Source organism: Paraperlucidibaca wandonensis, from assembly GCF_042677145.1.
Classification (GTDB): Bacteria; Pseudomonadota; Gammaproteobacteria; order Pseudomonadales; family Moraxellaceae; genus Perlucidibaca; species Perlucidibaca wandonensis.
This window is the reverse complement of record NZ_JBHTIT010000001.1, coordinates 1,418,595-1,440,434: the sequence shown is the minus strand read 5'-3', so window position 1 is coordinate 1,440,434 and position 21,840 is coordinate 1,418,595. Positions and strand designations below refer to the sequence as shown.

At 53.5% G+C, this 21,840-nt stretch carries 23 protein-coding genes and 1 pseudogene; 22 read left to right on the top strand and 2 right to left on the bottom strand.

Features of this window, described 5'->3' with window-relative positions; translation table 11 throughout:
- The first annotated feature begins 57 nt into the window (after positions 1-57).
- The 7 genes from queA to ACFQ0F_RS06695 all read left to right on the top strand — a co-directional run bounded on the left by queA (position 58) and on the right by ACFQ0F_RS06695 (position 6,727).
- On the top strand, positions 58-1,233 hold the full coding sequence (queA, locus tag ACFQ0F_RS06725; protein ID WP_379070452.1) for a tRNA preQ1(34) S-adenosylmethionine ribosyltransferase-isomerase QueA: 1,176 nt from the start codon (positions 58-60) through the stop codon (positions 1,231-1,233).
- Positions 1,230-2,360, top strand: a complete 1,131-nt coding sequence (gene tgt / locus ACFQ0F_RS06720; RefSeq protein ID WP_379070449.1) for a tRNA guanosine(34) transglycosylase Tgt — start codon at positions 1,230-1,232, stop codon at positions 2,358-2,360. The genes queA and tgt overlap by 4 nt, the downstream gene beginning before the upstream one ends.
- Positions 2,361-2,365: 5 nt before the next feature.
- Complete coding sequence (yajC, locus tag ACFQ0F_RS06715) at positions 2,366-2,701, top strand: preprotein translocase subunit YajC (RefSeq protein WP_340674874.1); 336 nt, start codon at positions 2,366-2,368, stop codon at positions 2,699-2,701.
- 51 nt (positions 2,702-2,752) lie between these two features.
- Positions 2,753-4,609: a protein translocase subunit SecD gene (secD, locus tag ACFQ0F_RS06710; protein WP_379070445.1), complete on the top strand. Its 1,857-nt coding sequence runs from the start codon at positions 2,753-2,755 to the stop codon at positions 4,607-4,609.
- Positions 4,610-4,618: 9 nt separating this feature from the next.
- Complete coding sequence (secF, locus tag ACFQ0F_RS06705; protein ID WP_379070442.1) at positions 4,619-5,536, top strand: protein translocase subunit SecF; 918 nt, start codon at positions 4,619-4,621, stop codon at positions 5,534-5,536.
- A gap of 79 nt (positions 5,537-5,615) precedes the next feature.
- Positions 5,616-5,891 (top strand): hypothetical protein, encoded by a 276-nt coding sequence (locus ACFQ0F_RS06700; RefSeq protein WP_379070440.1) that lies wholly within the window; start codon positions 5,616-5,618, stop codon positions 5,889-5,891.
- Between the two features lie 182 nt (positions 5,892-6,073).
- Complete coding sequence (locus ACFQ0F_RS06695) at positions 6,074-6,727, top strand: hypothetical protein (protein WP_340674878.1); 654 nt, start codon at positions 6,074-6,076, stop codon at positions 6,725-6,727.
- A gap of 56 nt (positions 6,728-6,783) precedes the next feature.
- On the opposite strand, the gene suhB is transcribed toward ACFQ0F_RS06695, so the two are convergent.
- Positions 6,784-7,599: an inositol-1-monophosphatase gene (suhB, locus tag ACFQ0F_RS06690; RefSeq protein WP_340674879.1), complete on the bottom strand. Its 816-nt coding sequence runs from the start codon at positions 7,597-7,599 to the stop codon at positions 6,784-6,786.
- A gap of 56 nt (positions 7,600-7,655) precedes the next feature.
- Between suhB and ACFQ0F_RS06685 the strand changes: the two genes are divergently transcribed.
- Both ACFQ0F_RS06685 and cysE read left to right on the top strand, forming a co-directional pair.
- Positions 7,656-8,450, top strand: coding sequence for an RNA methyltransferase (locus tag ACFQ0F_RS06685; protein ID WP_340674880.1), 795 nt, complete (start codon positions 7,656-7,658; stop codon positions 8,448-8,450).
- A gap of 29 nt (positions 8,451-8,479) precedes the next feature.
- The gene (gene cysE, locus ACFQ0F_RS06680; protein ID WP_449304934.1) at positions 8,480-9,271 is read left to right on the top strand and encodes a serine O-acetyltransferase; all 792 of its coding nucleotides are present in this window, start codon (positions 8,480-8,482) and stop codon (positions 9,269-9,271) included.
- Positions 9,272-9,278: 7 nt separating this feature from the next.
- Here the strand turns inward: cysE and ACFQ0F_RS06675 are convergent, their stop codons facing one another.
- Positions 9,279-10,586: a hemolysin family protein gene (locus tag ACFQ0F_RS06675; protein ID WP_340674881.1), complete on the bottom strand. Its 1,308-nt coding sequence runs from the start codon at positions 10,584-10,586 to the stop codon at positions 9,279-9,281.
- Positions 10,587-10,817: 231 nt separating this feature from the next.
- Here ACFQ0F_RS06675 and iscR point away from each other — a divergent pair, with 231 nt between their 5' ends.
- The 13 genes and pseudogenes from iscR (at position 10,818) to hisS (ending at position 21,832) form a co-directional block, all read left to right on the top strand.
- Entirely contained in the window at positions 10,818-11,327 is a 510-nt protein-coding gene (iscR, locus tag ACFQ0F_RS06670; protein WP_340674882.1) for a Fe-S cluster assembly transcriptional regulator IscR, read from the top strand.
- 39 nt (positions 11,328-11,366) lie between these two features.
- Positions 11,367-12,584, top strand: coding sequence for an IscS subfamily cysteine desulfurase (locus ACFQ0F_RS06665; protein ID WP_379070436.1), 1,218 nt, complete (start codon positions 11,367-11,369; stop codon positions 12,582-12,584).
- 28 nt (positions 12,585-12,612) lie between these two features.
- Positions 12,613-12,996 (top strand): Fe-S cluster assembly scaffold IscU, encoded by a 384-nt coding sequence (gene iscU / locus ACFQ0F_RS06660; protein WP_340674884.1) that lies wholly within the window; start codon positions 12,613-12,615, stop codon positions 12,994-12,996.
- A gap of 38 nt (positions 12,997-13,034) precedes the next feature.
- On the top strand, positions 13,035-13,358 hold the full coding sequence (gene iscA / locus ACFQ0F_RS06655; protein WP_340674885.1) for an iron-sulfur cluster assembly protein IscA: 324 nt from the start codon (positions 13,035-13,037) through the stop codon (positions 13,356-13,358).
- A 15-nt stretch (positions 13,359-13,373) separates the two neighbouring features.
- Positions 13,374-13,925 (top strand): Fe-S protein assembly co-chaperone HscB, encoded by a 552-nt coding sequence (hscB, locus tag ACFQ0F_RS06650; protein WP_340674886.1) that lies wholly within the window; start codon positions 13,374-13,376, stop codon positions 13,923-13,925.
- Positions 13,925-15,808, top strand: coding sequence for a Fe-S protein assembly chaperone HscA (hscA, locus tag ACFQ0F_RS06645; RefSeq protein WP_379070431.1), 1,884 nt, complete (start codon positions 13,925-13,927; stop codon positions 15,806-15,808). Before hscB ends, hscA begins: the two co-directional genes overlap by 1 nt.
- A gap of 1 nt (position 15,809) precedes the next feature.
- Positions 15,810-16,148, top strand: coding sequence for an ISC system 2Fe-2S type ferredoxin (gene fdx / locus ACFQ0F_RS06640; protein ID WP_340674888.1), 339 nt, complete (start codon positions 15,810-15,812; stop codon positions 16,146-16,148).
- A gap of 7 nt (positions 16,149-16,155) precedes the next feature.
- Positions 16,156-16,353, top strand: a complete 198-nt coding sequence (iscX, locus tag ACFQ0F_RS06635) for a Fe-S cluster assembly protein IscX (protein ID WP_379070428.1) — start codon at positions 16,156-16,158, stop codon at positions 16,351-16,353.
- 66 nt (positions 16,354-16,419) lie between these two features.
- Positions 16,420-16,851: a nucleoside-diphosphate kinase gene (ndk, locus tag ACFQ0F_RS06630; protein ID WP_340674890.1), complete on the top strand. Its 432-nt coding sequence runs from the start codon at positions 16,420-16,422 to the stop codon at positions 16,849-16,851.
- Between the two features lie 198 nt (positions 16,852-17,049).
- Positions 17,050-18,210, top strand: a pseudogene (gene rlmN / locus ACFQ0F_RS06625) (23S rRNA (adenine(2503)-C(2))-methyltransferase RlmN); the annotation flags it as partial.
- 10 nt (positions 18,211-18,220) lie between these two features.
- Complete coding sequence (locus ACFQ0F_RS06620) at positions 18,221-19,378, top strand: helix-turn-helix domain-containing protein (RefSeq protein WP_379070425.1); 1,158 nt, start codon at positions 18,221-18,223, stop codon at positions 19,376-19,378.
- Positions 19,379-19,407: 29 nt separating this feature from the next.
- Positions 19,408-20,526 (top strand): flavodoxin-dependent (E)-4-hydroxy-3-methylbut-2-enyl-diphosphate synthase, encoded by a 1,119-nt coding sequence (gene ispG, locus ACFQ0F_RS06615; protein ID WP_340674902.1) that lies wholly within the window; start codon positions 19,408-19,410, stop codon positions 20,524-20,526.
- Positions 20,527-20,548: 22 nt separating this feature from the next.
- Positions 20,549-21,832, top strand: a complete 1,284-nt coding sequence (hisS, locus tag ACFQ0F_RS06610) for a histidine--tRNA ligase (protein ID WP_340674892.1) — start codon at positions 20,549-20,551, stop codon at positions 21,830-21,832.
- The last annotated feature ends 8 nt before the right edge of the window (positions 21,833-21,840 follow it).

Below are 21,840 nucleotides of genomic sequence, written 5' to 3'. Positions count from 1 at the left end.
CGCAGCGTCAAGACAAGACTGTTATACTTCGCCACCTTTTTTCACGATGCAGTGGGCATGAATCGCCGCGACTTCTATTTTGACCTGCCCGACGCACTCATTGCCCGCTATCCATTGGCCGAGCGCAGTGCCTCGCGCCTCCTATGTTTAAGCGGCAGCGATGGCAATGTGGTGCATCGCCAGTTTCGCGAATTGCCCGAACTTATCGCGCCCGGCGACCTGTTGGTGTTTAACCAGTCACGTGTGATGCCGGCGCGTTTGTTTGCGCAAAAAATCAGCGGTGGCCAAGTCGAAATTCTTATCGAGCGCCTGCCTAGCGCGACCACAGCGTTAGCACATTTGCGCGCCAGTAAGTCGCCGAAGCCTGGTAGTGAGCTCATTTTGAGCGATGGCACGCTTTTGCGCATGACAGCGCGAGCCGACGCACTCTTTGTGCTTGAGGCCGATGAGCCATGGGCAGGCATTATGGCGCGTGCTGGCGAGATGCCATTGCCGCCGTACTTTCAACGTGAAGCTGAGGCCAGCGATAACGAGCGTTATCAGACGGTTTACGCTCGCGACGAGGGCTCGGTGGCTGCGCCTACTGCTGGCCTGCATTTCGATGCTGGCGTGCTGGCAGGCTTAAAGGCGCGCGGCATTGAGACTGCATTTGTCACTCTGCATGTAGGTGCGGGTACTTTTCAGCCAGTACGCAGCGATCAGCTCGAAGATCACATCATGCATGCTGAGTGGTTAACGGTTTCAGCTGAAGTGATCGCTGCCGTGCAAGCCGCGCGTGCTCGTGGCGGTCGCGTCATCGCGGTTGGCACTACTAGCGTGCGTGCTTTGGAGTCGATGGCTTGGGCCAGTCGCGGCATTGATCCTGAGCAATGGCGAGTAGGGCAGAGCCAGCAAAGCGCCACCCAGTCGCAGTCGGCAAGCGCACAGCTCACGACTGACAAAACCACAATCGCCCAGCAGCTCAAGTCTTTCGCTGGCGACACACGACTATTCATTACGCCGGGTTACGATTGGCAAGTAATCGATGCCATGGTGACCAACTTCCATCTGCCCGAATCCACACTATTAATGTTGGTCTCGGCGATGGCAGGCCGTGAAGCCGTGCTTTCGGCCTACGCAGAGGCCATCGCGCAGAATTATCGATTTTTCAGCTATGGCGATGCCATGTGGGTCACCGGCCCTGATTGGCATGAGCAAAAAGCCGAGCTGCCTATCACACGAGAAAACTCATGAAGTTCACCCTACACGCCACCGATGGCAAAGCCCGTCGCGGCACGCTCACTTTCGATCGCGGCACAGTCGAAACTCCAGCATTTATGCCAGTCGGCACCTATGGCACGGTCAAAGGCATGCTGCCGCGCGATATCCATGCCATCGGCGCAGAGATTATCCTCGGTAATACCTTTCACCTCTGGCTGCGCCCTGGCACTGAGGTCATCAAGCAGCACGGTGATCTACACAATTTCACGCAATGGCAAGGTCCCATCCTCACCGATTCTGGCGGCTTCCAAGTCTTTAGCTTGGGCAAACTCAGAAAAATCACCGAAGAGGGCGTACGTTTTCAATCGCCGGTCGATGGCAGCAAGGTGTTCTTGAGCCCCGAAGAAAGCATGCGGATTCAGCGCGACCTCGGCTCCGACGTGGTGATGATTTTCGATGAGTGCACGCCGTATCCCGCCACGCATGAAGAAGCCGATAAGTCGCTGGAGTTGTCATTACGCTGGGCCAAACGCTCGAAAGACGCACATGGCGACAACCCCAATGCGCTCTTTGGCATTGTCCAAGGCGGCATGTATGAAGACTTGCGCCTAAAGTCGCTGGCCGGTCTTGAGCTGATCGATTTCGACGGTTATGCCATTGGCGGCTTATCGGTGGGTGAGCCCAAAGAGGACATGATCCGCATCTTGGACTTTTTGCCCGAACATTTGCCAGCCAATAAGCCACGCTACGTCATGGGTGTTGGTAAGCCTGAAGATTTAGTCGAAGGCGTGCGTCGCGGCATCGATATGTTCGACTGCGTAATGCCCACTCGTAATGCCCGCAATGGCCACTTTTTCGTCACCGATGGCCTCGTGCGCATTCGTAATAGCCAATACAAAACCGATACCGGCCCGCTCGACCCGCATTGCGATTGCGAAGCTTGCACGGGATTTTCGCGCGCCTATTTACATCACCTCGATAAGTGCGGCGAAATGCTTGGCGCACAACTCGGTACCATCCATAATTTACGCTACTACCAACGCCTCATGGCGGGTTTGCGCGAGGCCATTGAACAAGGTAGATTGCAGCACTTTGTCGATGACTTCTACGCCCGTCGAGACCTACCAACACCCCCGCTTAATGTGGATATTTCGGAGTAATATCAATGAGTTTCTTTATTTCTGACGCGCTTGCTGAAGGCGGTGCTGCCGCTGCTGGAGCACCATCAGCAACTGGTCAAATCGTCATGCTGTTAGGCTTTTTGGTGATCTTTTATTTTCTCTTATGGCGCCCGCAAGCAAAACGCCAAAAAGAAGCGAAAAATTTGATCGAAAGCCTGAGCAAAGGTGATGAAGTGGTTTTTGCCGGTGGTTTGCTTGGCCGCATTAACAAACTGGAAGGTGATTTTGCTGTCGTAGAAATCAACGACAACATGACTGTAAAAATTCAAAAAGCAGCAGTCATTGCTAATCTGCCCAAAGGCACTTTGAAAAGCCTTTAATCCTCACCACCCCCGACTCGCTCGGGGGTATTTATTTGTACAGGTGTCCGCATGCGTTTCCCCGCTTGGAAATATGTCCTGATTGCTTTTGTTTTAGTCATTTCGGTGCTCTATTCATTACCCAATCTTTACCCCGATGAACCAGCCCTGCAGGTTTCCGGTGCTCAGGCTGCTACGCCTATCGATGCTGAGCTGCTCAAGCGAGCCGCGTTTGCGCTCGATGAGGCCAAAATGGCCCATCACGGCGATGAAGTGCAGGCCAAGGGCGTCCTTCTGCGTCTCAATACGCCAGAAGAGCAGGTGCAAGCTCAAGCTGTTTTACGCCGAGCCTTAGGTGACAACTATGTCGTTGCCTTAAACCTAGCGCCAACGACACCAGATTGGCTGTCGGCCATTGGTGCCAAGCCAGTCAAGCTAGGCTTAGATTTACGCGGCGGTGTTCATTTCAAGCTAGAAGTCGATGTCGACAAAGCTCTAGAGCAGCGCCAAGAAGGCTATGCCAGCGATATTCGAAAGCAATTTCGTGATGCCAAAGTGGCCTATCGTGGCGTTAGCGAGTTAACTGGCGGCTCCTTAGAAGTTCGCTTTGCCGATGATGCGTCGCGCCAAGCCGGCCTCGATATTTTACGCGCGCAGTTTAGTGACTTTGCACCAGAGCTGATTAGTCACTCCGAAGGCCCAAGCATTCGCTTGGATTACACGCCAGCCAAACGCCGTGAAATTGTCGACTACGCCGTGGGTCAAAACTTAACCACTTTGCGCAATCGTATTAATGAAATCGGTGTATCTGAGCCAATTATTCAGCGTCAAGGCGCAAACCGCATTGTCGTTGAGTTGCCCGGTCTACAGGACACTGCAGAAGCGAAGCGTATTTTGGGCCGCACCGCGAGCCTTGAGTTCCGTTTCACTAGTCAAGAAGCCGACTCTGGCTTTAGTGCGCCGCCAGGCACCGAGCGTCTTGAGCGTTCGCAAGGCGGTACGGTATTGCTAGAAAAACGCAAAATCGTGACCGGTGAGCGCGTCACCAATGCGCAATCAAGCTTCGATGAGTACTCTCGCCCACAGGTCAACATCAACCTCGACAGCCGTGGTGGTCGCCTAATGGCTGATGCCACGCGCAATAGTGTTGGTCGTCAAATGGCTGTGCTATTTGTCGAAAACAAACAGCGCATTCGTTTTGAAACCGATGCCAATGGCAAAGCGGTAGAGATTCGCGACCCCTATATTGAGCGCCGCGTGATCAACGTTGCTACCGTGCAGTCCATGCTCGGCTCGCAGTTCCGTATTACTGGCCTAGACTCACCTGCAGAATCGCAAGAGCTCGCCTTGCTGCTGCGCGCGGGTGCGTTAGCGGCGCCAATGTATTTCGTTGAAGAGCGTACCGTTGGCCCAAGCTTAGGCCAGGAAAACATCGACAAAGGCTTGCTATCGACACAAATCGGTTTGCTTTTGGTCGCCTTAGTCATGCTCGCGGTCTACAAAGGTTTTGGTCTTATCGCCAATATTGCGGTGATGCTGAACTTGGCCATATTGATGGCAGTGATGGGTGCTTTGGGCGCTGCGCTATCGCTACCCGGTATTGCCGGCATCGTGCTCACCATCGGTATGGCGGTAGACGCTAACGTGCTGATTTGTGAACGTATCCGAGAGGAGTTGCGCAATGGCATGAGTCCGATGGCCTCGATTGTCGCCGGCTATGACCGCGCTTGGGGCACCATTCTCGATGCCAACTTGACCACGCTCATCGTCGCGATAATTTTGTTTGCCATCGGCACGGGCCCGATCAAAGGCTTCGCTATTACCCTGGCCATCGGCATTCTCACCTCCATGTTTACCGCCATCACCGTGACTCGTGCCATCGTGCAAGTGGTCTATGGTGGTCGCCGTATCAACAAAATCAGTATTTAAGAGGCCGTCATGAACGAAGTTCGTATCATCCGTTTCATGCGTTTTCGCCGCCTAATGGCCATTGTGTCAGGCGCGGTAGTGATAATTGGTCTCGTGTCGCTGCTGACACAAGGCTTAAACCTAGGGCTGGATTTCACTGGTGGCACGTCGATTGAATTGCGCTTTGAGCAGTCTGCGCATCAGGCAGAGGTAGCCGATGCACTAGAGAAGGCTGGCGTTAAAGATGCGGTGGTGCAGTATTTGGGTGGTGCGAACACCATTCAGGTACGACTACCGCCGCAGCCGGGTGAGGCTACTGCATTTGGTCAGCGTATTGCTGAAGCGGTGTCTACGCCAGGAAACCAAGCGACTGTGCAGCAAATCGATAGTGTCGGTTCGCAAGTAGGTGATGAGCAATACACGCAGTCATTGATCGCGATTTTGCTCGCCTTAGGCATGATGATGGTTTACGTCGCGATTCGTTATCGCTTCAAGTTCGCCGTTGGTGCAGTTATCTCGCTAATCCACGATGTGATCTTCACGCTCGGTGTATTTTCGCTATTTCAGCTGCCATTCGACTTAACCGTCTTGGCCGCCGTGTTAGCGCTAATTGGTTATTCGCTAAACGATACTATCGTGGTGTTTGACCGCGTTCGTGAAAACTTCCGCAAATTACGCAAATCCGACCCAGTCGAAATTGTTGATATTTCACTGACCGAGACTCTGCGTCGTACCATCATGACGGTAGCAACAGTGGTTGTTGTGGTCTTAGCCATGTTGATTGCCGGCGGCTCAGCACTACATTGGTTCTCGGTGGCAATGCTGGTTGGCCTATTTGCCGGTACGTATTCGTCGATCTACATTGCCTCGGCCTATGCCTTATCGATGGGCTTATCGAAAGAAGACTTTATTGTCGAAGTGAAAAAAGCCGAAGATGAGCGCCCATAGGTCGTTTGTCGCCGATAAGTTGATGCTAAATCTCAGTCATGTAAGATGGGCGAGCTACTAATCTTTTGGAGTTTTACGTATGAATATGAAATTAGCTGCTGCAGTCACACTGGTTATGGGTTCTGCGCTTTTGGCAGGTTGTGAGAAAAAACCAGAAACCGTGATGGACAGCGCTTCTGAAGTAGTTGACGAAGCTACTGATGCAGTTGGCGATGCCACTGATACACGTGAAAACGAAAGCATGAAAGATGCTGTAGAGGATCTGAAAGCATCAGTATCTGATGCTGGTGAAACAGTAACTGATGTAGCTAAAGATGCCAAAGCTGCTGGCGAAGCAGCCGTTAGCGGTAATTAATAAAGCCCGCGAATTTCGCAAGCTTTAGCCTGAAAAGCCCGACTTAGCCCTGTGCGAGTCGGGCTTTTTTAAGCCTAAAGCTTGGCAGTGCTAGACAAAAAGTATACAAATGCAGGCGCAATGCGCATTGTTATTGGCGAATATATAGCCAACCATGGGGTCATATTGCGAAGAGCTATGCCATGAAGCGATTACTTCTTATTAGCCTTGTAGCAGCATCGCCCTTACAGGCTGCTGAACTGCTGCCTATTCTCACGTTGAAGAATTTATTCAAAGGCGTGCCGGCTAAACTTGGCCTGATGAGCAAGCAAGAGCGTTTATTGCAAAGTGAGTTCGAGCGTTCAGAGGGCGGTATTAAAAGCCCAGATGCTGGCATCGGCCTAGTTTCCAGCGAGCGCGATATGGATACCCGATTCTGCCAATTAGGCGACTGCACATCGGGCAGCTCCTTGCGTATGCGTCAAGATCGTAGCGGTTTGGCCTGGAACTTACCGATAAGCAATGACTTCCGCGTTGCTGCAAAAGCTGAATGGGTGCGCTATCAAACTTACTCATTAACGCAGCGCAGCAGCGAAGGTTTGTTTGGCATGGGCATGGGGCTAGATAGCAGCTGGCGTTTAAGCAGTGCAATCTCAGCTTACGCCAGTGCAGGCGTGCTGCAACTCGATCAGCAAACTGGGGTAGAGGGTTTGTTTGGTTTGAGCACGCAGATCAATAAAGCGAAACTGTTTGTAGAGGCAACTTGGATGGACATGGACGCTTCTGATCGTACGACAGCAAGCGTTGAATCGAGCAATGTGCGCGTGGGCATCTCGCGAGCTTTTTCAGGGCTCTAAAAAATGCCCTGCTGTTTAGGCAAGGCATTTAGTTTTCTTACGGCGTTTGTTTCAACTTAACGCTTCAAGCTCGCCGGAATATGCGGTGCCAGTGTCGTCAACAAACCTTTAAATACTTTCGGATTGCCCGCGACAATATTGCCGCTGGTTAAATAGCCGTGGCCGCCGGTAAAGTCAGACACCAAACCACCAGCCTCACGAATGATGAGTTCGCCGGCAGCAATATCCCAAGGCGCTAAACCAAATTCAAAAAAGCCATCAAGGCGACCGGCTGCTACATAAGCCAAATCTAGCGATGCTGCACCGGCGCGGCGTAGGCCTGCGGTTTGCGTGGCAACGGCCTTAAACATGTTTAGGTAGCCATCCATCGCGTGCATTTGATCTGGGCGGAATGGGAAGCCGGTACCAATCAATGCGCCTTCGAGCGTGCGGCGATCCGATACGCGGAGGCGGCGGCCATTCATGGTCGCGCCACTGCCGCGGCTAGCAGAGAATGCTTCACGCTTGAGCGGGTCTAGCACCACGGCATGTTCAGTCACACCTCGGTATTGCACAGCAATCGAGATCGCGTATTGCGGAAAGCCGTGAATAAAATTGGTGGTGCCATCGAGCGGATCGATGATCCACAGCCAATCCGCATCTTCACCTTTGCCAGCGGTAGCGCCTGACTCTTCAGCTTGGATGCTATGGCCTGGGTAGGTTTTACGGACAAATTCGATGATGGCGCGCTCGGCGGCAATATCGACTTGGGTGACATAGTCGTTTAAGCCTTTGGCTTCAACGTCAACTAGATCTAAACGATCGGCGGCTTTCGCGATAATATCGGCGGCCAAATTGGCGGCGCGAAGCGCCATAGTCAGCATGGGTTGCATGAAGCGGACTCTGTATAAAGAACGTGGATTGCAGCTAGTGTAACATAGGCGGCCTTATGAATATCTCTACTCGCATCATCCTTGTGCATACAACCTTACCGGCAAACATCGGTTCGGCTGCGCGTGCCATGAAAACCATGGGCCTCACCGATCTGGTGTTGGTCTCCCCTAAATTTTTCCCACATGCCGATGCAACCTCATTGGCGTCAGGGGCTTCAGACATTTTGGCGAATGCTCGAGTGGTCGAAACCTTGGCTGACGCCATGGCCGATTGCGAGGTGGTACTGGGTGCCAGCGCGCGTAATCGCACCATAAATATGGCGCAAATTGATGCTCGTGAAGCAGGCCTGATGGCTCAGCAATACGGCGCTAAAGGCGCAAAGTTGGCATTTGTCTTTGGTCGAGAAGACCGTGGCTTAACTAACGAAGAGCTACAGCTTTGTCATGGCCATGTATTTATCCCAACCAACGAAGCCTATGGTGTGCTCAATGTGGCCTCGGCAGTACAAGTACTAAGTTATGAGGCACGCATGGCGCATTTGCTCGCCGACAATGCCGAGTTGACTACTGCTGCTTCAGCTATTGAGCCTGAGCGTATGCCGATTACCCTAGTGCCATGGGATGAAGAGTTGGTGGCCGGCGCCGACATGACGCAATTTTATGCTCATATGGAACAAGCACTGGTGGCAGTGGACTTTTTGGACCCGAGTAACCCTCGCCAAATCATGACACGACTGCGCCGACTATTTGGCCGCACGCGTCTCGACAAGCCTGAGTACAATCTTTTGCGTGGATTTTTTAAGCGCGTTATCGCCATGAAACCTGCTGCGCCAAAACAGGAAAACATATGAATAGTAATGACAGCAACCCGCCTGATGGTTTGTTTTGCCGCATCCGAGAAGACATCGATTCGGTGTTTAATCGCGACCCAGCGGCGCGCACTCGGCTTGAGGTGCTGCTTAATTACCCCGGCCTACACGCTGCTTTAGCACATCGCTGGTCGCATCGTTTATGGAATGCCGACTGGAAGGGATTAGCGCGTTTTATCTCGACCTTGTCACGCTTTTGGACCGGTATTGAGATTCATCCAGGTGCGAAAATTGGCCGTCGATTCTTCATTGATCATGGCATGGGCGTGGTCATTGGTGAGACCGCAGAGATTGGTGATGACGTTACGCTGTATCACGGCGTGACTTTGGGCGGCACATCTTGGAATGGTGGAAAGCGTCATCCAACATTGGAAGATGGCGTGGTGGTTGGTGCGGGCGCAAAAGTGCTGGGACCTATCATCGTAGGGCGGGGTGCGAAAATTGGCTCTAACGCCGTCGTGGTCAAGGCTGTGCCAGCAGAGGCTACGGTCGTGGGCCCAGCGGCGCGCGTGATTATTCCCGCCGCTTGCCAAGATGCGAAAGAGCAAGCTCGCCGCGACTTTGCCGAACGCATAGGCTTCCCATCATATGCCGCACAGCCTGACTTGCCAGATCCAGTGCTCGCTGCCATGCGCGATATGCTCGACCATATGCAGGCATCAGAGGCGCGTATGGATCGCATTTGTGGTGATTTGCATAAGGCAGGCATTGAAGTCTGCAGCGAAAGGCCCGAGGCCATTCGTGCAGAAACATTGGCGACGGTACATGAAGATGACGTTGAGCCTACGCCTCCACAGCAGTAAGCGTGAGTTACTCTGGTGACTCAACGACCCAATCGTCGAGCTGAGTCACCAGTAGTTGATCGATTCGATGGTTTTCAATATCGACAACCTCGAAGCGGAAGCCGGCATATTCCACGCTATCGGTGAGCTTGGGTGTTTTGCGTAGCTGATAGCTCATGAAGCCGGCAATGGTTTCGTAGTTTTCATCATCTGGAAAAGCATCAATCGCCAATACATGCATGACCGTTTCGACCGGCGTGAAGCCATCAATAAGCCAGCTTTTGTCGTCGCGGCGGACAATTTGCTGCTGATTAGCACTGACTAAGTCGCCCATCACTGTGTTCATCACGTCGTTGAGCGTGATCAAACCAACCACCAGCGCGTACTCGTTGAGCACGATGGCGAAATCTTCGCGGCCTTGGCGAAACTGCGTAAGTAGCTCCGACAGCGTTAGCGTATCGGGCACGGTCATGATGGGCTTGATCCACGGCGCACCGGTGAGTATCAGCGGCTCATTATTGATGATGCGTAGCAGCAGATCTTTCGAATCGGCATAGCCGACCATGCGATCAATGACATCGTCGCAGACCATAAATTTCGAGTGCGCGTGCTGGCCGATCAAGGCACGTAGCTCGGCTTCAGACTCCTGCAGCGTGAAATAAATAATGCTTTCACGCGTGGTCATAGCCGAAGTCACCAAGCGCGACTCTAAATCAAACACATTGCCAATAACTTGCTGCTCGGTCATGTGCATGATGCCAGCCTGTGTGCCGGCTTCCATCACGGCATGAATATCTTCACTGGTTATCTCATCGCTGCGTTGGCCGGGTAGGCCGAGAGCCACCATAAGCCGGTCAGATAGTGAGTCAAAGGCCCAAACCAGCGGCTTTAGTATGCGAATAATCCACTGCATCGGGCCAATGACGCGAAGTGCCACAGCTTCGGGAGAGGCCATGGCGAGGCGCTTTGGAATCAAATCGGCAAACAAAATAAACAAGGAAGTGATGGTGATAAACGACATCACTAGACCAATTGTGGCGCTATAGGCGCTGGGGTAGAACCATAAAACGATGTTTTCAAATGCGGGTGTCAGCGTTGCCTCGCCCAAAATGCCGGCGAGGATGGCGACCGCATTAAGGCCAATTTGGATGCCGGTGAAAAAATGCCCGGGGTTGTCTTGCATGGCCAAAATTTGCACGGCGCGAATGTCGCCATCATTAGCTAACACGCGTAAGCGCAGGCGTCGTGAGGCGGCGAGCGCGATTTCTGATACTGAGAAAAATGAACTAATGGCCATCAACAACACTAACAATAGCAACTCTTGAGCAAAGCTCATGACACTCTCCGGCAGGTATTACGTAGTTACGGTGCTTGAGCTAACGGAGCAGCAGTTAGGCTGCAAGCCACGGCAGTATAGCCGCGATTAGGCAGAAATTATGCCTTCTGCTACTGGCAATTGCAGCGCTCACTGCCTACAATTCCGACCGCTTTAGTAGGCTAAATAGTTGACTAAAGTAGTCGGATTTAATACCCTAGTAAAACACTCGGAATTAGCCGGAGCTTCGCGATGCGTTTGACCACTAAAGGCCGCTATGCCGTGACAGCTATGCTTGACCTAGCGATCAACGCGCAGCATGGCCCAGTCAATTTGAATGATATCTCGGATCGCCAGTCGATTTCCGTGTCGTATTTAGAGCAGTTATTTGCCAAGTTGCGCAAAAGCGCCTTGGTTAATAGCGTACGCGGTCCCGGTGGCGGTTATCAATTAGCACGCGCCGCCGATGGCATTTATGTCGCACAAATTATCGACGCAGTTGATGAGTCGGTCGATGTCACACGATGTGGTGGCCAGGGCGACTGTCAACAAGGCGTTAAATGCCTAACCCATGAATTGTGGACAGATTTGAGTCAACAGATTCATAGCTTTTTAGACAATATTAGCCTGCAAGCTTTGGTGGCGCGGCGTGAAGTACAGACCGTGTCGATACGCCAAAGCGAACAGCAACAACGCCGCCGCCAAGATGGCGCGCAGGCCGATACACCCATGCAAGCCGGCGCCCAATTGGCAACGGCTTAACGCGTTAGCTACGCCTGACACAGACATACAGAGGTTTATATGAAGCGTCCGATCTATCTCGATTACTCCTCCACCACGCCAGTCGATCCACGTGTGGCTGAGGCCATGATGGACTGTTTGCGACTGGAGGGTAACTTCGGTAACCCAGCCTCTCGCTCGCATATGTATGGCTGGCAGGCTGAAGAGGCCGTGGAAACCGCGCGTGGCAATGTGGCCAGCTTGGTCAATGCCGATCCGCGTGAGATCGTTTGGACTTCGGGCGCAACCGAATCAAACAACCTCGCTATCAAAGGCGTGGCGGGTTTTTACGGCAATAAAGGCAAGCATATCCTGACCTCGAAAATCGAGCACAAGGCTGTGCTAGACGCCTGCCGTCAGCTTGAGCGTGAAGGTTTTGAAGTTACTTACCTAGACCCCGAGGCTGGTACTGGTTTGATTCAGCCAGCGATGGTCGAAGCTGCACTGCGCGATGACACTATTTTGGTCTCGCTAATGCACGTCAATAACGAAATCGGCACCATCACCGACATCGCTGCGATTGGTGAAATTACTCGCGCTCGTGGCATTTTATTCCACGTAGATGCCGCGCAATCAACAGGCAAAATCGACATCGACTTAGACACCATGAAAGTTGATTTGATGAGCTTTTGTGCGCACAAAACCTATGGCCCGAAAGGCGTTGGTGCACTCTTCGTGCGTCGTAAGCCACGTGTGCGTCTAGAAGCGCAAATTCATGGCGGCGGTCATGAGCGCGGTATGCGTTCGGGCACCTTGCCTACGCACCAGTTGGTGGGCATGGGCGAAGCTTTCCGCATCGCGAAAATTGAGATGCATGCTGAGCAAGAGCGCCTGCGTGGCCTGCGCGACCGCCTCTGGGCCGGTTTTCAAGATCTCGAGCAAGTCTTTGTTAACGGCTCGCTGGAACAGCGCATTGCCGGTAACTTAAACGTCAGTTTCAACTTAGTTGAAGGTGAGTCGCTGATCATGGCATTGAAGGATCTAGCGGTGTCGTCGGGCTCGGCCTGTACCTCGGCCAGCCTTGAGCCATCGTATGTGTTGCGCGCTTTAGGCTTAACCGATGAGCTAGCGCACAGCTCGATTCGCTTCACCACTGGACGCTTCACCACTGAGGCCGACATCGATTACGTCATCGGGCATGCCAAGGATGCGGTTAATCGTTTACGCGATTTATCACCACTTTGGGATATGTACAAAGATGGTATTGACCTATCAACCGTGCAGTGGGCAGCACACTAAACCTACCCAGTAGACGAGGAGAATTATCATGGCCTATAGCGAAAAAGTCATCGACCATTACGAAAACCCGCGCAACGTTGGCAAGCTCGACAAAGGCGATGCCGATGTTGGTACTGGCATGGTTGGCGCACCTGCTTGCGGCGACGTTATGCAGCTGCAAATCAAGGTCAACGCTGCTGGCGTGATCGAAGATGCCAAGTTCAAAACTTACGGCTGTGGCTCGGCCATTGCCTCGAGCTCGCTGGTCACCGAATGGGTGAAAGGCAAGAGCTTGGACGAAGCAGCGGGCATCAAAAACACGCAAATCGCAGAAGAGTTAGCACTACCACCAGTGAAAATTCACTGCTCAGTGTTGGCCGAAGATGCGATTAAAGCAGCGGTTGCCGATTACCGTAAAAAGCACGGCGCTTAAGCGTCATACAGACACAAATAGCTACGAGGAGTTAGTCCATGGCCATTAGTCTCAGCGAACCCGCCGCACGTCATATTGCCGCTTGCCTAGCCGGCCGCAGCAAAGGCGAGGGCGTGCGCGTGGGCATTAAAACCTCGGGCTGCTCTGGCTTGGCTTATGTGCTCGAGTTTGTCGACAGCATTGCTCCAGAAGATCAAGTTTTTGAGTCGCATGGCATCAAAGTCATTGTCGATCCGAAAAGCTTGGCCTACCTAGACGGCACGCAAATGGATTTCGTCAAAGAAGGCCTCAACGAAGGCTTTAAGTTCACCAACCCCAATCAAAAGGGCGAATGCGGCTGCGGCGAATCGTTTACGGTGTAAGCCGCGGTTTGGCCCATGAGCCCGTTTCCGGAGTCGCGTGTGGATAGCAGTGAAAACTACTTTGCCTTATTTGGTTTGCCGGTGGCTTATGGTCTCGACGCGCAGGCCTTAAGCCCTGTATGGCGTCAGTTGCAGCAGCAATACCATCCCGATCGCTTTAGCCACGATGAGCAAGCTCAGCAGCAGGCCGTGCTGATGTCATCGCGCATCAATTCTGCTCATGACACGCTGCGCGACCCTGTGCGTCGTGCGCGCTATCTGCTCGAGCTTGCAGGCTTCGGCATCGACAACGAAAGCACGACGGTTTCCGACACTGACTTTCTCATGGCGCAAATGGATCTTCGCGAACAGCTCGACGAAGCCGACAGCATTGAAGGCTTAGAAGGTCTGCGCGATGAAGTTGGGCAATGGCAGGCGAGTTTACAGCGCGAATTTGCCATCGATTATGCCGAGCCAGACTGGTCAGAGGCACAAGATACCGTGCGTAAAATGCAATTCATGCAGCGCTTGCTGAGCGAGATCGATCGCCATATTGAGCGCCTAGAAGACGAACAGGATCTGTATTAATGGCTTTGTTACAAATCGCCGAACCCGGTCAAGCCCAGGCCCCGCATCAGCATCGTTTGGCGGTCGGCATTGATCTAGGCACTACACATTCATTAGTTGCCACTGTGCAAAGTGGCTTGCCTCGCGTATTGCCCGATGCCACTGGGCAAGTGTTGCTGCCATCTGTCGTGCATTACTCTGCCGATGGTGCGGTGACAGTCGGCGAGGCTGCGCGCGAGCGTGGTGGTCATGACGCCATTAATACACTGGCGTCGGTAAAGCGCTTTATGGGTCGTGGTGCCGATGCCGCTCAAGCTTTGGGCGACCAGCTGCCATACAACATCGTCACTCATGACAATGGCGTGCCGTATTTTCAAACCGCCGCCGGTGAACGTAGTCCGGTGGAAGCATCCAGCGAGATTTTGAAAGCGCTACGCATACGCGCCGAAGTCGTTATGGGCGGCGAGCTGGCGGGCGCAGTGATTACCGTGCCGGCGTATTTTGATGAGTCGCAACGCCAAGCCACTAAAGATGCCGCCCGTGTGGCTGGCCTGAATGTGTTGCGCTTGTTGAATGAGCCAACTGCAGCTGCGGTGGCTTATGGCTTAGATCGTGAAGCTGAAGGCGTACACGCCATCTATGATCTTGGCGGCGGCACCTTCGATATTTCTATTTTGCGTCTGCATAAAGGCGTGTTTGAAGTACTCTCAACCGGTGGTGATTCAGCCCTCGGCGGCGATGACTTCGATCATGTCATCGCGACTTGGTTGATGCAGCAAGCTCAGATTACTCAGCCCGATGCCGATGCACAGCGGCGTTTGCTAACCACTGCGCGTAAAGTTAAAGAGGCGCTTACCGAGCGTCAATCGGTAACGCTGAACATCAGCGAAGGCACCGGTGGTGCGCCTGCCGATTGGCAGGGCACACTCACGCGCGAAGCTTTCGAAGCGCTGATCATGCCACTGGTCGATCGTACGCTGAAAGCCTGTCGTCGCGCCCTGCGTGATGCTGGTTTAAAGCCCGCTGATTTAAGCGAAGCGGTATTGGTTGGTGGCTCAACGCGTGTGCCTTTGGTGCGCGAACGTGTTGGTACATTTTTCGGTAAGCCAGCACTAGCGCATCTCGATCCCGATCAAGTCGTCGCTATTGGCGCAGCTGTTCAGGCCGATGTCTTAGTCGGTAATAAGCCCGATAGCGACTTGTTATTGCTCGATGTCATCCCGCTGTCTTTAGGTTTAGAAACCTATGGCGGTTTGGTGGAAAAAATTGTGCCGCGCAACACGCCGATTCCGGTCACGCGCGGGCAAGAATTCACCACTTTCAAGGATGGTCAAACCGCGATGAGCCTGCACGTGCTGCAAGGTGAGCGCGAGCTAGTGGCCGATTGCCGCTCATTGACGAGATTTGAATTACGCGGCATTCCGCCGATGGTTGCTGGTGCTGCGCGCATTGTGGTGACCTTTCAAGTCGATGCCGATGGCCTGCTCAGCGTTAGCGCCATGGAAACCACTTCCGGTGTGCGCGCCGATATTGTGGTGAAGCCTTCATGGGGCTTGGCGGACGACGATATTTTGCGCCTGCTCAAAGAGTCGCAAGCGCACGCCAGCGATGACATGCACGCGCGCAGTTTGCATGAGGCCAAAGCCGAAGCTGAACGCTTGTGGTTAGCCATCGAGGCAGCGCTAGCGAAAGACAGCCATTTGCTCGATAGCGCAGAGTTGCAGCTACTCAATGAGCAAGTCGGCGCACTCAAAACATTAGCTAGTGGCGATGATAGCGCGGCCATTACTGCCGCCGCAGAAGCGCTCAATGCAGCCAGCGAAGCCTTTGCCGCCCGGCGCATGGACGCTGGCATACAATCGGCCTTTACCGGCAAAACCCTGACTCAGCTCGAGGAGAAATAACATGCCGCAGATCATTATTTTGCCGCATCACGAGGTCTGCCCTGATGGCGCAGTGATCGAAGCAAATGTTGGCGAAACTGTCTGCGACGCGGCCTTGCGCCATGGCATAGAAATTGAGCATGCCTGCGAAAAGTCCTGTGCCTGCACGACCTGTCACGTAGTGGTACGCGAAGGTTTTAATTCGCTCGGCGAGCTCGACGAATTGGAAGAAGACTTGCTCGATAAAGCCTGGGGTTTAGAGGCTGAATCGCGCCTGTCATGTCAGGCAAGAGTGGCGAACGAAGATTTAGTCGTCGAAATCCCGCGCTACACACTCAACCACGCATCAGAAAAACACTGAGGTCGTTATGTCATTAAAATGGACTGATACGCTAGAAATCGCCATTGCTATGTGCGATGCGCACCCTAATATTGACCCGCTTACCGTGCGTTTTACCGACTTACGGGAATGGGTAATGGCGCTGCCTGAGTTCAATGACGACCCCGCGCATTGTGGCGAAAAAGTCTTAGAAGCTATTCAAATGGCGTGGATAGACGAAGTTTAAGCGCGTATAATTTGCGCCCATTGACTGGCACTGGGCCAGCGCAGACTAATTTTTTTGGAGTGCCTCATGGCGATCGAACGTACCCTGTCTATTGTTAAACCCGATGCTGTTGGTAAAAACGCTATTGGTGCTATTTTCAGCCGCTTTGAAGCTGCTGGCTTGGTTATTGTTGCTACTAAAATGAAGCACCTGTCGCAAGCCGAAGCTGAAGGCTTCTACGCTGAGCACCGCGAACGCGGCTTCTTCAAAGACTTGGTCGCTTTCATGACTTCCGGTCCAGTAGTTGTTAGCGCCTTAGAAGGCGAAAACGCTGTATTGGCTCACCGTGACATTCTGGGTGCAACTAACCCTAAAGATGCAGCGCCAGGCACTATCCGCGCTGACTTCGCTGTTAGCATCGATGAAAACGCCGCTCACGGCTCCGACTCAACTACGTCGGCTGCTCGCGAAATTGGCTATTTCTTCAGTGAATTAGAAGTTTTTGCCCGCACCCGCTAAGGTGTGAAAGCTCATGTTCTGATACAGTCCATGAGCTGCGCATGCGACACAGCTTTCGAAGCTAAACGTCGCCGTGATAGGCCGCAGCATTTCGATGCCGCGGCCTTCGCACACCAAGGTTTATGATTTCCTGAGCCTTGAGTAACGACATAATTGGTGTAGCAACCCGTCGAGAATGATATGACTGATACCCCTGCCAAGCAAAATTTGCTGGGCTTGAGCCGCCAAGAAATGGAAGACTATTTCGCCACCATTGGCGAGAAAAAATTTCGTGCCGGTCAAGTCATGAAATGGATACATCAGCAGGGCGTCAGTGACTTTGCCGAGATGACTAATCTGGCGAAAACACTGCGCGTTAAGCTCGAACAGTACGCTGAAGTACGCCCACCGGAAGTCACCTACAAGCATTTTTCCGCCGATGGCACACGCAAGTGGATCATCAAGGTTGGCGACAATGCCATGGTCGAAGCCGTACTCATTCCTGATGGCGATCGCAAAACTTTATGTGTGTCTTCGCAAGTCGGCTGCGCGCTCGATTGCAGCTTTTGTTCGACTGGCAAACAAGGCTTCATGCGCGACTTATCCGCTGCAGAAATCATTGGCCAAGTCTGGATAGCTAACCGCTCATATTTAGATGAAGGCGAGTTCACTGGCCGCAATGCCGATGGCGAACTTACTCGTACCCGCGCACTCACCAATGTGGTGATGATGGGCATGGGCGAGCCCTTGCTCAATCTCGATGCGGTGATGCCCGCGATGAGCATCATGCTCGACGACTTTGCTTATGGCCTGTCGAAACGCCGCGTTACGCTGTCGACCTCGGGCGTGGTGCCCATGCTCGACAAGCTAACGCAAACCATGGATGTCGCATTGGCGGTATCACTGCACGCGCCTAATGATGCGCTGCGCAATGAGCTGGTGCCGATCAATAAAAAATACCCCTTGGCTGAGTTAATGGCTGCCTGTAAGCGCTGGCTATTGCATCATCAAGGCAAAGAAATTGGTCGCCGCAAAGTCACCATGGAATACGTCATGCTCGATGGTGTGAATGACCAGCCTGAACATGCGCGTCAGCTCGCTGCACTGCTGAAAGATGTGCCGAGCAAGATCAACTTAATTCCGTTTAACCCGTTTCCGCACACGCCCTACCTGTGTTCGCCGCGCGAGCGCATTTTAGCGTTTCAAAACACATTGATTCGCGCCGGATTTACCACCACCATTCGTGCCACTCGTGGTGATGATATCGACGCCGCTTGCGGCCAATTGGTGGGGCAGGTGAAAGATCGCACACGTCGCGCGGAGCGCTGGCAAGCCAGTACCCGTGATGCCCAAATAATAACAACACGTTCGATAGATTGAGGATGATGCCGTGAGCACTGCCGACGAATCCAAACAGGCGCAGGAAGTGCCCGTACCAGAAGCTACGGAAGCGCAAGTCGCCGCTACAGCCAAGTCAGACTCGCTGAGTCCTGGCGCAAAATTACGCGTGGCGCGCGAAGGCAAAGGCATGAGCTTGGAGCAAGTCGCGAAAGAGACCTTGCTGACCTCGCGCTACTTAAAAGCGCTTGAGGCCGACGACTACGACACCTTGCCAGGCACCACATTTGTGCGCGGATATTTACGTCGTTATGCCGGGATCGTAGGCGTATCTGCCGATGCATTAGTAGCCGAATTTGATGTTATTTGGCAGGCTCGTACGGCAGCTGCAGCATTGGTGGCCGATGAAAAGCCTCGGGTCACGCATAAGCCTGCGGCATATAGCAGTTCAGCATCCAGTCGTCGCACCTTTTTCACGCGCACGGCCCGCCAGTTTCCTTTGGCGACCTTGCTGTCGTGGGGCTCCGTTTTATTGCTGTTGGCTTTATTGCTCGGCAGCTTGTTTTGGAATGACTCGACGACTGTTAGCCCAGCACAAGAAACTAGCGAAACCATCGATTTAAATGCCGCGGTTGCACCAACGCCGGCCACGGTCCTTGGGTCACCGGCCTCTACAGGTGTAAGCGCTGGGTCATTAAGCAATGCGCCGGTGACTGCAGCTGGCACAGTGAATCCAGCAGCGGCTTCAACACCTGATGCCTCAACAGTTGCCACAGCACCTGCAACATCAGCCGCAGCCCCTGCCACTACGCCAGCGCCAGCAGCTAAGCCTGTGGCACCTGCAACGACACCAGTCATTGCCCCCACGCCAAGCCCTGCAGCGGCAAACACCGCCGCGCCGACCACAACTATTCCCGTGGTGAGCTTGCCAGCTGCTCCGGCAGAAGCAGCTGCGCCAGTGCCGCCACGTAGCGATACCCTGAGCTTTAATTTCACCGGTAAGTCGTGGATCAGTGTTCGTGATTCCACCGGTCAAGAGCTGGTGTATGGCCTAAAAAACGCGGGCCAGTCGGTTACTGTCACCGGCCAGCCACCATTTGCGATTAATATCGGCAGCGTCCGCGATACGCAGATGAGCCGCAATGGCACGCCTATAAACTTGAAACCGTACACACGTGGTGAGATCGCCAGTTTCCGTCTCGGCCGCTAAACCAGTCGTATAACGAGGTAGCCATGAGCATGCACGAGTCACCCATTAAGCGCCGTCTGACCCGCAAAATTCGCGTCGGCAATGTCTTTGTGGGCGGTGATGCGCCGATCACTGTGCAAACCATGACCAACACCGAAACCTGCGATGTTGCCGCCACCGTGGCGCAGATTCAGCGCTGCGCCGACGCCGGCGCCGATATTGTGCGCGTGTCAGTACCGACCATGGAAGCCGCGAAAGCCTTTGGCTTAATTCGCCAACAAGTCGACGTGCCGCTGGTTGCCGACATCCATTTTGACCACAAGATAGCGCTGGCCGTGGCCGACTACGGTGCCGATTGCTTGCGCATCAACCCCGGCAATATCGGCTCTGATGACAAAGTTCGCGAAGTCGTTGCCGCCGCGCGCCATCATGGCATTTCGATCCGCATCGGCGTCAATGCTGGCTCGCTGGAAAAAGACATTCAGAAAAAGTATGGCGAACCCACTGGCGCGGCCTTGCTTGAATCGGCCATGCGCCACATCGATATTCTTGACCGTCTAAACTTCCACGAATTCAAAGTTAGCGTGAAAGCATCCAATGTGTTTTTAACGCTTGATGCTTATCGCCTGCTGTCGGCGCAAATCGATAATCCGCTGCATTTAGGCGTGACCGAAGCCGGCGTGTTTCGCTCCGGCACCGTGAAATCGGCGGTGGCGATGGGCGGGCTTTTGCTTGAAGGCATTGGCGACACTTTGCGTGTTTCCCTCGCTGCCGAACCAGAAGATGAAGTCAAAGTCGGCTTCGATATTTTGAAGTCACTCGGCATTCGCTCAAACGGCATTAATTTCATTGCCTGCCCCAGCTGTTCGCGCCAAGAATTCGATGTTATCCGTGTCATGAACGCTCTTGAGGCGCGCCTCGAAGATGTGCGCGTGCCCATGGATGTCTCGGTTATTGGCTGCAAAGTGAATGGCCCAGGCGAGGCCAAAGAGGCCGACATTGGCGTGGTCGGCGCGGCACCAAAAAGCTTGGTGTATCGCAATGGCGAAAAAAGCCATCTCATCGACACTAATAACCTAGTCAATGAAATCGAAGCCATGGTGCGTGAGCGCGTGAAAGAAAAAACCGCGCAAGATGCTAAATTAATTGTGAAAACGGCCGCTGACTAAGCAGCCCAAAAGAGAACTACTGATGAGTCGCTTATCTGCCATCCGTGGCATGAATGATATTTTGCCCGAGGCTACGCCGCGCTGGCAGCAACTGGAAACCACACTGCGCACCTTGATGCAGCGCTATGGCTATCGCGAGATTCGCCTGCCAGTCGTCGAGCCCACATCGTTGTTTAAACGCGCGATTGGTGAAGTCACCGACATTGTCGAAAAAGAAATGTACTGCTTCGAAGACCGCAGCGGTGAGTCCATCACCTTGCGACCAGAAGGCACTGCCGGCTGCGTGCGCGCCTGCCTAGAGCACGGCCTCACGCACAATCAAAGCCCCAAGCTCTGGTATGCCGGCCCGATGTTTCGCTACGAGCGGCCACAAAAGGGTCGCTACCGCCAGTTTCATCAGTTTGGCATCGAAACCTTTGGCCAAGCTGGTGCCGACATGGACGCCGAGCTCATCCTAATGACCGCGCGCTTATGGCGTGAGCTAGGCATTAGCGATGCGGTCACGCTAGAGCTCAATAGCTTAGGCGAGCTAGAAGCACGTGCTGCATTTCGCCAAGCCTTGGTAAAATACCTAGAGCAGTTTCGAACTCAACTCGATGATGACTCGCAGCGTCGTTTAACCACAAATCCGCTGCGTATCCTCGATAGCAAAGACGTAAACACCCAAGCCATCTTGAAAGATGCACCTAAGCTTGCCGACTACTTAGATGACGTTTCGAAAGCGCACTTTGCACAGCTCTGCGCGCATTTAGATGCCTGCGGCGTTAGCTATCGCATCAACCCAAACTTGGTGCGCGGCTTAGACTATTACAACAAGACCGTATTTGAGTGGGTTACCACCGCACTTGGCGCGCAAGGCACTGTCTGTGCTGGCGGTCGCTATGATGGCTTGGTTGAGCAGCTTGGCGGCCAAGCAACGCCAGCCGTCGGCTGCGCCATGGGCTTGGAGCGCTTGGTATTGCTGCTAGATGCATTGCTGCCAAGCACAGCTGAGCGCGATGCCGACGTCTTTGTCATTGGCTTGGGTGAGGGCAGCAGTGTCGCCGCCACCGTGTTAGCCGAGCAACTGCACAATGCCCTACCGGATGCACGAATCGTGTATAACTGCGGCGGTGGCAGCGTAAAATCACAGTTTCGCAAAGCCGATAAGTCGGGTGCCAGCGTGGCACTTGTACTGGGCGAAAGTGAAATTGCTAGCGGCACCGTGGCGGTGAAGTGGCTGCGAGAACAACGAGAACAATTAACCTGTACCCAAGCCGAGGCTATCGGTGTGGTGCGTGACGCACTGTTAATCAGCGCGCAATAAACGAGGGA

Bases quoted from the DNA above. Each gene is read 5' to 3' on its own strand.
- queA (WP_379070452.1), top strand. From the start codon at position 58: ATGAATCGCCGCGACTTCTATTTTGACCTGCCCGACGCACTCATTGCC.
- tgt (WP_379070449.1), top strand. From the start codon at position 1,230: ATGAAGTTCACCCTACACGCCACCGATGGCAAAGCCCGTCGCGGCACG.
- yajC (WP_340674874.1), top strand. From the start codon at position 2,366: ATGAGTTTCTTTATTTCTGACGCGCTTGCTGAAGGCGGTGCTGCCGCT.
- secD (WP_379070445.1), top strand. From the start codon at position 2,753: ATGCGTTTCCCCGCTTGGAAATATGTCCTGATTGCTTTTGTTTTAGTC.
- secF (WP_379070442.1), top strand. From the start codon at position 4,619: ATGAACGAAGTTCGTATCATCCGTTTCATGCGTTTTCGCCGCCTAATG.
- ACFQ0F_RS06700 (WP_379070440.1), top strand. From the start codon at position 5,616: ATGAATATGAAATTAGCTGCTGCAGTCACACTGGTTATGGGTTCTGCG.
- ACFQ0F_RS06695 (WP_340674878.1), top strand. From the start codon at position 6,074: ATGAAGCGATTACTTCTTATTAGCCTTGTAGCAGCATCGCCCTTACAG.
- suhB (WP_340674879.1), bottom strand. From the start codon at position 7,599: ATGCAACCCATGCTGACTATGGCGCTTCGCGCCGCCAATTTGGCCGCC.
- ACFQ0F_RS06685 (WP_340674880.1), top strand. From the start codon at position 7,656: ATGAATATCTCTACTCGCATCATCCTTGTGCATACAACCTTACCGGCA.
- ACFQ0F_RS06675 (WP_340674881.1), bottom strand. From the start codon at position 10,586: ATGAGCTTTGCTCAAGAGTTGCTATTGTTAGTGTTGTTGATGGCCATT.
- iscR (WP_340674882.1), top strand. From the start codon at position 10,818: ATGCGTTTGACCACTAAAGGCCGCTATGCCGTGACAGCTATGCTTGAC.
- ACFQ0F_RS06665 (WP_379070436.1), top strand. From the start codon at position 11,367: ATGAAGCGTCCGATCTATCTCGATTACTCCTCCACCACGCCAGTCGAT.
- iscU (WP_340674884.1), top strand. From the start codon at position 12,613: ATGGCCTATAGCGAAAAAGTCATCGACCATTACGAAAACCCGCGCAAC.
- iscA (WP_340674885.1), top strand. From the start codon at position 13,035: ATGGCCATTAGTCTCAGCGAACCCGCCGCACGTCATATTGCCGCTTGC.
- hscB (WP_340674886.1), top strand. From the start codon at position 13,374: ATGAGCCCGTTTCCGGAGTCGCGTGTGGATAGCAGTGAAAACTACTTT.
- hscA (WP_379070431.1), top strand. From the start codon at position 13,925: ATGGCTTTGTTACAAATCGCCGAACCCGGTCAAGCCCAGGCCCCGCAT.
- fdx (WP_340674888.1), top strand. From the start codon at position 15,810: ATGCCGCAGATCATTATTTTGCCGCATCACGAGGTCTGCCCTGATGGC.
- iscX (WP_379070428.1), top strand. From the start codon at position 16,156: ATGTCATTAAAATGGACTGATACGCTAGAAATCGCCATTGCTATGTGC.
- ndk (WP_340674890.1), top strand. From the start codon at position 16,420: ATGGCGATCGAACGTACCCTGTCTATTGTTAAACCCGATGCTGTTGGT.
- ispG (WP_340674902.1), top strand. From the start codon at position 19,408: ATGCACGAGTCACCCATTAAGCGCCGTCTGACCCGCAAAATTCGCGTC.
- hisS (WP_340674892.1), top strand. From the start codon at position 20,549: ATGAGTCGCTTATCTGCCATCCGTGGCATGAATGATATTTTGCCCGAG.